Annotated in this window: 10 protein-coding genes and 2 pseudogenes; all 12 read left to right on the top strand. The window is 30.7% G+C overall.

Annotated elements, in window-relative coordinates:
• The first annotated feature begins 31 nt into the window (after positions 1 to 31).
• Positions 32 to 562 carry an LPS biosynthesis protein gene (locus tag AGR56_RS03000; RefSeq protein ID WP_053241085.1) on the top strand — a complete coding sequence of 177 codons (531 nt, stop codon included), beginning with the start codon at positions 32 to 34 and terminating at the stop codon, positions 560 to 562.
• Complete coding sequence (locus AGR56_RS02995; protein WP_242851271.1) at positions 546 to 1,682, top strand: glycosyltransferase family 4 protein; 1,137 nt, start codon at positions 546 to 548, stop codon at positions 1,680 to 1,682. The genes AGR56_RS03000 and AGR56_RS02995 overlap by 17 nt, the downstream gene beginning before the upstream one ends.
• A gap of 49 nt (positions 1,683 to 1,731) precedes the next feature.
• On the top strand, positions 1,732 to 1,863 hold the full coding sequence (locus tag AGR56_RS22535; RefSeq protein ID WP_278279562.1) for a hypothetical protein: 132 nt from the start codon (positions 1,732 to 1,734) through the stop codon (positions 1,861 to 1,863).
• Positions 1,864 to 1,919: 56 nt separating this feature from the next.
• Positions 1,920 to 2,258 carry a hypothetical protein gene (locus tag AGR56_RS21185; RefSeq protein WP_347460378.1) on the top strand — a complete coding sequence of 113 codons (339 nt, stop codon included), beginning with the start codon at positions 1,920 to 1,922 and terminating at the stop codon, positions 2,256 to 2,258.
• Positions 2,259 to 2,396: 138 nt separating this feature from the next.
• Entirely contained in the window at positions 2,397 to 3,185 is a 789-nt protein-coding gene (locus tag AGR56_RS02985; protein ID WP_053241084.1) for a hypothetical protein, read from the top strand.
• Between the two features lie 138 nt (positions 3,186 to 3,323).
• Positions 3,324 to 5,676: pseudogene (locus AGR56_RS02980) on the top strand (DUF3656 domain-containing protein).
• Between the two features lies 1 nt (position 5,677).
• Entirely contained in the window at positions 5,678 to 8,041 is a 2,364-nt protein-coding gene (locus AGR56_RS02975) for an endonuclease MutS2 (RefSeq protein ID WP_053241083.1), read from the top strand.
• Between the two features lie 25 nt (positions 8,042 to 8,066).
• A complete protein-coding gene (locus AGR56_RS02970) occupies positions 8,067 to 8,519 on the top strand; it encodes a DUF523 domain-containing protein (protein ID WP_053243264.1) in 453 nt (150 codons plus the stop codon).
• A 107-nt stretch (positions 8,520 to 8,626) separates the two neighbouring features.
• Positions 8,627 to 9,220, top strand: a complete 594-nt coding sequence (locus tag AGR56_RS02965; RefSeq protein ID WP_053241082.1) for a 50S ribosomal protein L25 — start codon at positions 8,627 to 8,629, stop codon at positions 9,218 to 9,220.
• A gap of 167 nt (positions 9,221 to 9,387) precedes the next feature.
• Complete coding sequence (locus AGR56_RS02960) at positions 9,388 to 11,118, top strand: phospho-sugar mutase (RefSeq protein WP_053241081.1); 1,731 nt, start codon at positions 9,388 to 9,390, stop codon at positions 11,116 to 11,118.
• A gap of 91 nt (positions 11,119 to 11,209) precedes the next feature.
• On the top strand, positions 11,210 to 12,280 hold the full coding sequence (locus AGR56_RS02955) for a tetratricopeptide repeat protein (protein WP_053241080.1): 1,071 nt from the start codon (positions 11,210 to 11,212) through the stop codon (positions 12,278 to 12,280).
• Between the two features lie 109 nt (positions 12,281 to 12,389).
• Positions 12,390 to 13,291 (top strand): annotated as a pseudogene (gene galU, locus AGR56_RS02950) (UTP--glucose-1-phosphate uridylyltransferase GalU).
• The last annotated feature ends 86 nt before the right edge of the window (positions 13,292 to 13,377 follow it).

Genomic DNA, 13,377 nt, shown 5'->3' with positions numbered 1-13,377 from the left:
TTATTGCATTTATTTATAGAAGGGGAAGGTTATGGAATTTAAGAAAAAAGGAAAAAACGTAACCATATATGAAAAAGCTATAATAATACACCCAGAGAATATTGAAATTGGAGACGATGTTATAATAGATGATTTTGCATTTATATGTGCTAATAAAAGCGTTAAAATAGGCAGCAATATTCATATAACCAGCTTTATCAGTATAACAGGAAATGAAGAATTTGTAATGGAGGATTTTAGTGGGATAGCAAGTGGTACAAGAGTTTTTACTAGTAATTATTATTTTAAGGATGATAAATATTTTGAATACTTTTCAGCTCCTGTTAGACTTGGTAAATTTTCTATAGTTGGATCTAACAGTGTTATTATGCCGGGAGCTATTTTAAGCGAAGGAACTTTTATTGGGGCTAACAGTCTTATTGAAAGTAATACTATTACAGAACCATTTTCCTTATATGTGGGTACACCTATAAGAAAAGTAAAGAATATGAATAAAGACAAAATATTAAAACTTGAGAAGCTTTATAAGATGAAATATAAAATAAATGAGGTTAAAAAATGATGGTGAGAATATGAGAGAAAAAAAATTAGTTGTAATAGATGATTTTTTCCCGAGCATCGTAAGTAATTTCAGAATAACAGAATTTAATTACTATATGTCAATGTTTCCTAACTGTGAGGTTTATTCTGCATTAATTGGAGCTGGATTTTTGAGCGCATATAATGAATATGTGAGAATTTATCCGCAGTTTGCTGGAAGAGTAAAACAATTTAATCCATATGTAATGCCTAAGTGTTCTCTTTTCTATACTATGTTTTTAAATAGTGCTTATTTTCTCGTGCCATATTTTGAAAGAGAAAATACACCATTTTTATTTACACTTTATCCTGGAGGTGGGCTGCATTTAAATGATGCAGTTTGTGATAATAAGCTTAGAAGAATATTTTCTTCAAATGTTTTTAAAAGTGTAATTGTAACTCAAGAAATAGTGTATAGGCATATTGTCGATAATAAGCTTATCTCACCGGATAAAATTGATTATATTTATGGTATTGTGGATGATTCAGAATATTTTAGAGTTAATACGCAGAGAAAGAAACAGTATGGAAGGGATAAAAGTACCTTTGATATTTGTTTTGTTGGAGGAAAATATTCTGAAAGAGGGGTGGATAAAGGATATGATACTTTCATAGAAGTGTGTAAGAGACTTAAGAATATATCCGATAAATTTAGATTTCATGTGGTAGGAGGATTTAATAGAGGAGATATTGATGTATCAGCACTAGGAGGAAATATTACTTTCTATGGATATAAAGCAAAAGATTTTTTTGTTAGCTTTTACCCTGGTATGGATATAATTTTAAGTCCTAATATACCTTTTGCAAGATTAGACGGTGAATTTGATGGATTTCCAACAGGATGTTGCGTTCAGGCAGCTTTATGTGGCACGGCTGTATTTTCAACAGATTTATTGAATTTAAATAGAGATTTTGTAGATCGCAAGGAGATAGTAATTGTAAAAAGGAATCTAGATGATATAGTGTCTAAGATAATTTACTATGCAACTAATATGAAAGAACTATATACCTTATCTGAAAATGGAAGAAGTAAATTTATGAAAGTGTTTGATACAACAAATCAAATAAATAGAAGAATACAGGTATTAAAAAGATATTTGTAATTATATGCAGGATAAGGGAAATACAAGTTTTTTAGAAAGGAGGAATAGTATGAAATTTAAAGCTATAGGTAAAAATGTAAAAATATATAAGAGCGCAAGGATAATACACGCTGGCAATATAGAAATAGGAAATAACGTAATTATAGATGATTTTGTATTTATTGTAGCAAAAAAGGTATAAAAATAGGAAATAATGTTCATATAAAAAATTTTGTAGGGATAACTGGAGATGGGCTTTTGAAGATGGATGATTTTACGAGTATATCTCAAGGAACGAAAATATTAATGAGTTCAGATGATTATACTAATTCCTATTTAACTAATTCTACTGTTCCTGATGAATTTAAAAATGTATATTCTGCACCAATAACGATAAAAAAGTTTTCCGTAATAGGGGCTAATTGTGTAATACTTCCAGGAGTAACTTTGAGTGAAGGAACCTTTATAGGACCTAACAGTCTTGTAAAGGTAAATACTATTACGGAACCTTATTCATTGTATGAGGGGACTCCAATAAAAAAGGTAGGAGAAATGAGTAAAGAAAAAATACTCTATTTAAAAAATATTTGCAAGTAAAGTTTTTAATTAAAGATGTTTATTCTTAGTGCTAAATTAAGCACATATTTTTTTTACAATCATAATATATGAATATAAGATTAAATATCATGCTATAAGCATGTTTACTATAAGCTTATGTAAGGAGGGAAATGAATAATGTCAAAGTGTTCTTACACAGAAAAAACAAAAGATGAATGTATTATTGCAAACAAAGTGTATGATCAATGTAGACAGCAAGATTGTATTGAAAAATTGGCATATAGTGCATTAGCCCCGGAAGAACCAATTAATCCACCTAACAACGCAGCAGCAGTTATTATAGTTCCAAATACTTTTCGTATTGGTGGGATTTTTTTAGTAAATAAATCTCCTAATTTACTTAGAAGAGGATATTATGATATTGAATTGAAATTTTCGTTTCAATATGAATTGCAGTTTAGAGATGGAAGTGGAAATCCAATAGGAGCTAATGTTCCTGCAAGAAGCTTATTTAACAAAAAGGTTAGTTTATTTGGTTCTACTGGAACTGATGTCAATGTTTATAGTGATTTTGGTGGATTTTCAAATCTTCAAGTAGCACCATTTGTTCTTGTTGAGGCAAGTTCATATCCTCTGGAAGCAACGCTTGGATATACAATACCTATCACCAGTGGAGATAATGCGCCTGTGCCTAATTCTGTTAATGTAACTATAGGATTATTTACTATCATTAAATTATTTAGACTTGTAAATTTAGTTGTTCCTTCTACTGGTTTCTGTAAACCTAAAAAATGCGAAGAAATTTCTGAAGATCCATGCGAGTATTTTAACAATTTAAAATTTCCATTTGATATATTTGATCCTCCACAAAAGGAAGATTTCTTTGGAAATGAAGATGACGATGAACAAGATGATGATGGAGAAAGTACACAAGAATACTTAGAAGAAGATTTAGGTAATGAATAATAAAAATTAAATAATAAAAACTTTACTGCCATTAAGAAATTAATATGGCAGTTTTTTACTTTTCATATTAAACATTTGTATTAATTCTAACTTTATGTATAATTAAATGTATAAATGAAATTGAACAGGAGGATTCCTATGAAAAAAGTTGAACTATTAGCGCCAGCAGGAGGAGTGGAAAGCATTTATGCAGCTGTTCAAAATGGTGCAGATGCTATTTATTTAGGTGGAAGTAGATTTTCTGCAAGAGCATATGCATCAAATTTTACCGATGCAGATATGGAAAAAATAGTGGATTATTGTCATGTATATGGAGTTAAAATTTATGTAACTGTAAACACTTTAATAAAGCAGGATGAAATGAAAGATGTTATGGATTACATAAAATTTTTATATAAAATAGGAGTGGATGCACTCATAGTACAGGATGTTGGGGTTGCAGCACTTATAAAGAAAAATTTTGGTGACTTTGAAATTCATGCTTCCACTCAAATGACAATACACAATGCTGAGGGAGCTCTTTATTATAAGGAATTAGGCTTCAAAAGAATAGTACTTTCAAGAGAGCTTAGTTTAAAAGAAATAAAGTACATATCAAAAGACCTAAATATTGAAACTGAAATGTTTATTCATGGAGCTCTTTGTGTATGTTATTCTGGTCAATGTCTGATGAGCTCTGTAATAGGTGGGAGAAGTGGAAATAGGGGCAGATGTGCACAACCTTGTAGACTTCCATATACTCTTATAAATGAAAATACTATGGAAAGCAAGAAAGGGTATTTTTTAAGTACTAAAGATATATGTAATTTAAAAGATATAGAGGCCATAATAAGTTCTGGAACATCATCTCTCAAGATTGAAGGTAGGATGAAAAAACCAGAATATGTTGCTGGAGTTGTATCAGCTTATCGTAAGGCAATAGACAGTGTATATTCAGGTAAAAAATACAATGCTGAAGCTGAAGAAAGAAAGCTTTTAAAGCTATTTAATAGAGAAGGGTTTTCAAAAGCATACCTGTTTGGAAATATAGGAAGTAATATGATGGCGTATAATTTTCCTAAAAATACAGGAATAAGATTAGGAAAGGTTTTGAATGATGGTAATGTGCTGTTAGAGGAAGAAATTAATTTAAAGGACGGCATAAGAGCTGGAGACAAAGGTGCAGTAGTAAGCAAAATAACGAAAAATGGGAAAGAGGTTTTGGAGGCAAAAGAAAAAGATAAAGTTAGATTGTATCCAGAATTTTATAAAAAGGGTGATATCATATATAAGACTTCTGATGAAAAGTTTTTAACCGAACTATCAGGAAGTTATGAAGATAAATATAAAAAGAAAATTGATATGAATGTAGTAGTAGCCTTTAAGTTATCAACACCAATGCATTTAAGAGCTGTTTTAAATAAAGAAATATATGTAGAATATTTTGGGGAAAACGTAGAAAAAGCACAGAGAAAACCAATAACAAGAGAAAAGCTTGAAGAAAACTTAAGAAAAAACTGGTAATACACCATTTGAAGTGAAAGATATAAAATTTGAAAATTACGAGGAAGGTTTTTTACCAATATCCTATATAAATTCGGCCAGGAGAGAATTAGTTGAAAGACTTCAGAAATCTATAGCAGAAAAATTTAAGCGAAAAACAAAAGATAAGATAGACTTCAATAATGAAGTTAGCAAGGGAAAAGATAAGTTGCCAGAATTTATGATTGGAATATGCTTTGAAAATCAATTTAATGCGGCTATTAAAATGGGCTTTAAAGATATAATTATTGATATGTTTTCTAAAAAGTCACCTAAAAATTTGAATTTATATAATGCTAGGAAACATGCAAACTTATACTTAAAAATCCCCAATATAATAAAGAACGAATTTATTGATGTATGTAAATTAATAGATGAAAATATAGATAATATAAAAGGAATAGTGACAGCAAACGCAGGTATAATAAAGAAATATGGTAGTAGGATAAATATTATTGGAGATTATAAACTTAATATATTTAATGCTTGGGCTGCTTGCTTTTATAAAGATTTAATGGGAATATGCATAAGTACTGAACTTTCAAGGCAAGAAATAAAAAGTATAAGTGAAAAAAGGTTGGTGGAAACTCAATTGCTTGTTTATGGTAAGATTGAAACTATGGTGAGCGAATATTGTCCTATTGGCAGTACCTTTGGGGGCAAATGCTCTGATAGGCAATGTATAGGGGCATGTTTAAATGGGAAGTATGTTTTGAAAGATAGAAAGGGAGTTCCTTTTAATGTGCTTACTGATAAATATTGCAGAAGCCATATATATAATCCGATACCATTGAATCTTTTAGATAAAATCGAGGAGATAAAAAATATGGGTGTTGATTCTCTTAGAATAGATTTTATTGATGAAAGCGAAGAAGAGGTTAAAAAAGTACTTGGATTTATTAAAAAGAAAGAAAACTATATTGAAATGAAGAATTATACGAGAGGCAGCTATAAAAGAGGAGTTGAATAAATTGAACGAGAAATCACTCAGAGTTCTTGAGTATTACAAAATAAAAGAAAAAATTAAAACTTATACAATGACAAGTTCTGCTAAAGAAATTGTAGATGAACTTAGACCTTACAGCAACTTATATGAAGTTAAAGAGCATATGGAAGAAACAAAGGAAGCTTTATCACTTACTATGAAAAAAGGAACACCTCCTTTTGAAGGTGCCTATGATGTAAGAGAAGCTGTAGCTATGGCAGAAAAAGGATTTTCATTAATGCCAAGTCAGCTAATTAGAATTGCAAATATGTTAAGGTGTGGAAGGCGATTTAAAGAGTATATAAGCCATAAGGAAGGGGAGGAACAGCACAGGGTTATTGAAGATATATGCGAGGGAATAGTCTCTCTTAAAGCTATAGAAGATGCTATATTCAATGCCATAATAGATGAAGAAGAGATTTCTGATAAAGCAAGTCCAGCTTTATACAGTATAAGAAGATCTCTTAAGGATAAAAATTCATCTGTTAAAGACAAAGTTAATTCTATGCTTAGAAACTATTCAGCTTATCTTCAGGAAAATTTATATACCATAAGAAATGATAGATATGTAATTCCTATAAAAGCTGAATGTAAAGCTCAGGTTCCAGGGCTTGTCCATGATCAAAGTTCAAGTGGTGCTACATTATTTATAGAGCCAATGGGACTTGTAAATTTAAATAATGAAATAAAAGAATTAATGCTTAAAGAAAAAGCAGAAATTGAGAGGATTTTAAGAGAGCTTTCAGCAAAAGTGTATGGAAGTATAGTTACGGTTAAAAATAATGAAAGAATTGTAACAGAACTTGATTTTATATTTGCAAAGGCTAAATATGCTAGTAGTATTAATGGAGTTGCACCTCATATAAATGATAGCGGAGTTATAGATATAGTTTATGGAAGGCATCCTCTTATAGATCCAGAAAAAGTAGTACCTTTAAGCATATACCTTGGTAGGGAATCTAATTCTATTGTCATAACAGGACCAAATACAGGTGGAAAGACCGTTACGTTAAAAACAGTTGGACTTTTAGAACTCATGGCTTTAAGTGGAATTATGATTCCTGCAAAAGAAAACTCTACAATTAGCTTTTTTGAAGAAGTTTATGCGGATATAGGTGACGAACAAAGTATAGAACAAAGTTTATCTACTTTTTCCTCTCATATGAAAAATATAGTGGAAATTATAAATAATGCAGACGATAAATCACTTGTCTTGTTTGATGAACTTGGTGCAGGAACTGATCCAACAGAAGGTGCAGCTCTTGCAGTTTCAATACTTGAGGATTTAAGAAAAAGAGGTTCAAGATTAGTAGCTACAACACATTATAGTGAACTTAAGGCTTATGCCCTTAAAACTGAAGGAGTTGAAAATGCATCTGTAGAGTTTGATGTTGAAACTTTAAGGCCTACATATAGACTTCTTATGGGAATACCAGGGAAATCAAATGCTTTTGAAATTTCTAAAAGGCTTGGTCTTGCAGAGTACATAATTAATAATGCCAGAGAGGGAATATCAAAAGATTCTCTAAAATTTGAAGATCTAATACAAGATTTGCAGGAAAAAACCGTTAAAGCTGAGGAAAATTCAAGAACAGCTGAGATGTATAAGAACGAAGCAGAGGAGCTTAAGTTTAAATATGAAGAAAAACTTTATTCTATAAAGGATACAAGGGAAAAGGCTCTAATGGAAGGCAGAAGAGAGGCAAAAAGAATCATAGCTGAAGCAAAAGAAGAGGCAGATGCAATACTTAAGGATATGAGAGAACTTGAAAAAATGGGTTATTCTTCTGAAGCTAGAAGAGAACTTGAAAATTCAAGGAGAAGACTTAGAGAAAATCTTGATGCTGCAGAGGAAAAGCTAGCTAGAAAAAATGAACTTAAGGGTGAAGGACTTAAAAAAGTAAAAGAAGGTGAGGAGGTATTTATACCTTCTTTAAACATGAAAGGAACAGTTATATCCCAGCCTGATAGCAAAAATGAAGTTCAAATTCAGGCTGGAATTATGAAGATAAACGTTAAACTTGAGGATTTGAGAAAAGGCAAAAATGAAGGTGGCAAAAAAGATAAGACCATAAAGCGCAGAGAAGCAAAATTGAATTTAAGGGCTGTGGCTACATCAGTGGATTTAAGAGGCATGGATGCAGAGGAAGCAATGTACAGTGCTGACAAGTATCTTGATGAGGCATGCATGGCAGGGCTTAATGAAGTCACGGTTATTCATGGTAAAGGTACAGGTGCACTTAGAAATGCAATAACTGACATGCTTAAAAATCATCCACATGTAAGAAATTATAGGCTTGGAAATTATGGTGAAGGCGGAACAGGTGTTACTGTTGTAGAGCTTAAGTAAGGTGGTGTAGAACTTGGATAAAAAAATATTATTGGTTTCGGCTTGTTTATGCGGCATAAATTGCAGATATTCTGGTGACAGCAGTGCTGATGAAAAGATAATGCAGCTTTTAAAAGATGGCGAGGTTCTGCCAGTATGTCCTGAACAACTTGGAGGACTTGAGACTCCAAGAAAAGCTTGTGAAATTGTAGGGGGAGATGGAAAAGATGTTCTGCAAGGTAATGCAATGGTTATTAATAAAGCTGGAGAAGATAAAACGGTTGAGTTTGTAAAAGGTGCCAATGAAGTTTTAAATATTGCAAAAATGGTAGGCAGTGAAAAGGCAATTCTTAAGGCTAAAAGCCCTTCTTGTGGATGCGGAAGAATATATGATGGTACTTTTAGTGGAAATAAAATAACTGGCAATGGTGTGACCGCGCAGCTTCTTTTAGAAAATGGAATAGAAGTAATAACAGAGGCAGAATACAGAGGACGGTGAAGGGTTTTAACTTCACTGCAATTTGCACTCTGTCATCTGTACTCTGGTGTTAAGGTGTATAAAAATCCGAATAAATGCCAATAATACATGAATAAGGAGGCATTTATATGGAAAATTTAAAAGCAGAAATTAGAAATAAACATGGAAGATCTGTAAGTAGAAAGGAAAGAAGTTCAGGTAAAATTCCAGGAGTGTTGTATAGTAAAAATGTTGGAAATATAATGTTCGACGTTGATGAGGCTGAACTTAATAATAGAATAAGCATTACAGGTGAGCATGGATTTTTAAACATAGCTTTAAATGGAGAAAATTATAAGGGATTAATAAAGGAAATTCAAAGAGAACCCGTTAATCATAAATTAATTCATATTGACCTTGAAGATTTAAATGGCAGCGGTAAGATTGTAAGTGAAATCCCTGTGATTTTTGAGGGAGAAGATGCAATAAAATCGAAGGGTTGTGTAACTCAAAAGTTTAAAAATAGTATAAAGGTAAAATGTACAGGAGATAACTTACCTAATAACGTGGTTTTTGATATTTCCAATATGACTTCAGGGGATAGCTTAAGAGTATGTGATTTTGAGTTTTCAAAGGAAATAGCAGTAGTAGATGAATTAGATACTATTCTCTTATCAGTTAGTGACTCAGGAAAAAATTATGGTGATGTTGAATTAGAGGATAATGATTCTATTAATGATTAAAAATCAGTGGAATTCTATAAAAGATGAATTCCACTGATTTTTATTTACAAATTTTTAAATTTTTTACCATAAAATAATTTAAAAAATTTTTTTTTTTTATTAGTATAATAATGTATCTAGATAAAATATCTATATATATTTATAGCAAATCTTTAGGAGGGAATAATATGACTTATAAAGAAAAATACAATTTATGGTTGGATTCTAAATATGTTGATGAAAATGGGAAAAATGAATTGAGAAGTATTAAGGAAGAAAAAGAAATAGAGGATAGATTTTATAAGGAATTGGACTTTGGCACAGGTGGACTTAGAGGAGTAATTGGTATGGGAAGCAATAGAATGAATGTATATACTGTTGGCAAAGCAACTCAAGGTTTAGCTGATTATCTTCATAAGCATTATACAGGAGAAATTTCAGTAAGCATAGCACATGATTCTAGAATAATGTCAAGGGAATTTGCGGAGACAACAGCAGCTGTTCTATGTGCTAATGGCATAAAAACTTATCTTTTTGATTCGTTGAGACCAACTCCTATGTTGTCGTTTACTGTAAGGCATTTTGGAAGTAAAGCAGGGGTTGTTGTTACAGCTTCACATAATCCAAAGCAGTATAATGGCTATAAAGTTTATAATGAAGATGGAAACCAGTTCACTGATGCTGGGGCAGAGGAAATATTTTCATGCATACAAGCTTTGGAGGGCTTATCTAGTGTTAAAACTATGGATTTAGAAGAAGCTAAGAATAAAGGACTTTTAAATATCATAGGAGAAGAAGTAGATAGAGTTTATATTGATAAAGTAAAAGAACTTACGATAAGAAAAGATTTGGTGAAAGATTATGCAAAAGAGCTTAAAATAATATACACACCTATACATGGTTCGGGTAATATACCGGTAAGAAGAGCATTAAAAGAACTTGGATATGAAAATTTATCAGTAGTAAAAGAGCAAGAGTTACCGGATGGAAACTTTCCTACAGCTCCATATCCAAATCCAGAACAGTCTTCCGTTTTTAACATAGCTTTAGATATGGCGAAATCTATAGAGCCAGATGTTATATTTGGAACAGATCCTGACTGTGATAGAATAGGAGTTGTTGCAAAGGATGGAAGTGGTGAGTATAAAGTTTTAACTGGAAATCAGACTGGGGTGCTTTTGACTCATTATATAATATCATCTTTAAAAGAACTTAATAAACTTCCTAATAATGGAGCTGTTATAAAAACTATAGTTACATCAGAAATGGCTGCTAAAATAGCTGAACATTATGGAGTGAAACTTATAGATGTGCTAACTGGTTTTAAATATATAGGCGAAAAAATAAAAGAATTTGAAAGCACAGGATCCAATACATACTTGTTTGGATTTGAAGAAAGCTACGGTTGCCTTGCTGGGACTTTTGTAAGAGATAAAGATGCAGTAATTGGGGCAGTGCTTATATGCGAAATGGCATTATATTATAAGAAAAAGGGCATGAATCTTTATGATGCACTTAATTCTCTTTATGAAAAATACGGTTTTTATAAAGAAACATTAGTTTCCAAGGAGCTTACTGGAAAAGAAGGACAAGAAAAAATCAAAAAAGCAATTGAACATTTAAGACATTCTAAAATTGAAGTGGTGGATAATGTTAAGATAGTTAAAAAATTTGATTATAAACTTAGAATTGAAAAAAATCTTATTAATAATAGTGAAAGTGAAATAAAACTACCAGTATCTAATGTGCTTAAGTTCGTTCTTGAAGATGGATCGTGGTTTGTTGTAAGACCTTCAGGAACAGAACCTAAGATGAAAATTTATATGGCCGTTGTGGGAAAGAGTTTGGATGATGCTGATAAAAAAAGCCGTCAATTTTCTGAAACTATAATGAATATTATTGATGAAGCTACTAAATAAATTGAAAAAATAGTTTTGATATAGTATATTATTTAAAATGGAAGGTGAAAATCACCTTCCATTTTAAAATTAGAGATATGGTGGTGTATTAATGAGTATAGAACAAGAATTTAAAGAAAAAGTTTCAAAGCTAATATTCCTTGAGTTTAAAAGTGAAAGTGTTTATAAAATATTTAAAGTAAAGTCATCAGAAAATAAGTATTTTCCTTTAAGAGCTGAAAGGGTAATAGATAAAGTTAAAAATAGAGAAAAATTTAAGGATATTCCACTGTCCTTTTTTGTGGAGGGCATGTTTTATGTGTTAGGCGGTGATAAAGCTTTTAAGTTTAATAATTTATATACAAAAATATTGAATGAAAACCTTGAAGAATTTACTAAATATATCAAGGGCATAATATTAGATGAAGTGAAAAATGAAAAATATGAAGATGCATATATAATGCTTAAGGGGCTTATGACAGTTGAAAAAACTAAAGAAAATTTTGATAAGCTAATAGCCTTAAGTGAAACCATAAGAGACAAAAAAGCTGAATTTAAAGAGGAAGAATTATCTATTATAGATGAAGCCAAAAAAATTGAAAATTATGCAAGCCCATATTTGTATGAGGCATTTATAAAGAATGAAAACAAAGATTATGAAGGTGCATGGTATTCTATTAATACTTACATAGAATACGGTGGAAAAGTAGATGAGAAAATCTCAAAATTTAAACATTCCGTTGAAGATGTAAGAAATTATGAAAAAGCTAAGGAAATTATATATGAGAAACCTAAAGATGCACTTAAGATGTTTGTCAAATTAATTGATGAATTTCAAGATGATGCTATTTTGTTTTATTATATAGGTATGACATATAGAATACTTGGAAATTATGAAAAGGCTATATATTATTTAAATGAGGCTTTAGCTCTTGATAATAACATAGTTGAGATTTTTAATGAACTTGGGGTTAATTATGCAGCACTTAATGATTTTGATAAGGCTATATCATATCTTAGAAAGGCTTTTGAGGCTACAAAATCTATAGAGATTTGCACTAATTTAGTTATGTGCTATTTAAATAAAGGGGATAAAGAGCAGGCCAGATTGCACTATGAAATAGCAAAAAAGATGAAACCAGATGATGATGTAGTTAAAGAATTAAGTGCAATGTTTGATTAAGCAAATAAAACTAACTTTTCATTGTCATAAAATGATATAATAATTTAAAGAAGCAAATAACTGCATAAATTATTTGTTTCATATTAATATTCGAAGGGAGTATGCAATTATGAAAGTTAAAAAAGCTATTATACCAGCAGCAGGTTTGGGAACAAGATTTTTGCCAGCAACAAAGGCACAACCAAAAGAAATGTTACCAATAGTGGATAAACCTACTATACAATATATAATAGAGGAGGCTGTAGCTTCTGGAATAGAAGAAATACTTATAATAACTGGAAGAAATAAAAGGGCAATAGAAGATCACTTCGATAAATCAGTAGAGCTTGAAAACGAACTTGAAAGCCATGGAAAAGAAAACTTGTTAAAATTAGTTAAGGATATATCAAATATGGCAGAAATTTATTATATAAGGCAAAAAGAGCTAGGGGACTTGGACATGCAATTAATTGTGCAAAGACTTTTGTAGGTAATGAGCCGTTTGCAGTTATGCTTGGCGATGATGTTGTAGATGCAGAGAAGCCATGTTTAAAACAGCTTATAGATTGCTATGATGAATATAAAACAACTATATTAGGAGTTCAAAAGGTAGAACATAAAGAAGTCTATAAATATGGTGTTATAAGTGGAATGCATATAGATGGAAATGTTTACAAAGTAAAAGATTTAGTTGAAAAACCTAAAGTGGAAGAGGCTCCATCAGATATAGCTATTTTGGGTAGGTACATAATAACACCTGAAATATTTAATATATTATCTAATACAAAACCAGGTAAAGGAGGAGAAATACAACTTACAGATGCTCTTAGAACTTTAATGCAGTCTGAAGCAATGTATGCATATGCTTTTGAGGGAAGAAGATATGATGTTGGAGATAAGCTTGGATTTTTAGAAGCAACTGTTGAATATGCATTAAAAAGGGATGAACTAAAAGATAATTTTGCTAACTATTTAAATAGCTTAAAAAATAATAGCAAATTTGAAAAATTTTTTAAAAAGGATATAAAATAGGCTTATTAATTAAAGAATTGTATCAAAATAAAATAGATGTCAGTTTTGATACAATTTTTTTTTTTTTTTTATTGGTAAATTCTTAG

The organism is Clostridium sp. DMHC 10 (assembly GCF_001270375.1).
Lineage (GTDB): Bacteria > Bacillota > Clostridia > Clostridiales > Clostridiaceae > Clostridium_S > Clostridium_S guangxiense.
Note: the sequence above shows the minus strand (reverse complement) of the source record. Positions and strands in the feature narration are given on the sequence as shown.

Excerpts from the sequence above, each read along its gene's own strand:
- AGR56_RS02960 (WP_053241081.1), top strand. The coding sequence starts at position 9,388 with ATGACTTATAAAGAAAAATACAATTTATGGTTGGATTCTAAATATGTT.
- AGR56_RS02995 (WP_242851271.1), top strand. The coding sequence starts at position 546 with ATGAGGTTAAAAAATGATGGTGAGAATATGAGAGAAAAAAAATTAGTT.
- AGR56_RS02985 (WP_053241084.1), top strand. The coding sequence starts at position 2,397 with ATGTCAAAGTGTTCTTACACAGAAAAAACAAAAGATGAATGTATTATT.
- AGR56_RS22535 (WP_278279562.1), top strand. The coding sequence starts at position 1,732 with ATGAAATTTAAAGCTATAGGTAAAAATGTAAAAATATATAAGAGCGCA.
- AGR56_RS02955 (WP_053241080.1), top strand. The coding sequence starts at position 11,210 with ATGAGTATAGAACAAGAATTTAAAGAAAAAGTTTCAAAGCTAATATTC.
- AGR56_RS02965 (WP_053241082.1), top strand. The coding sequence starts at position 8,627 with ATGGAAAATTTAAAAGCAGAAATTAGAAATAAACATGGAAGATCTGTA.
- AGR56_RS03000 (WP_053241085.1), top strand. The coding sequence starts at position 32 with ATGGAATTTAAGAAAAAAGGAAAAAACGTAACCATATATGAAAAAGCT.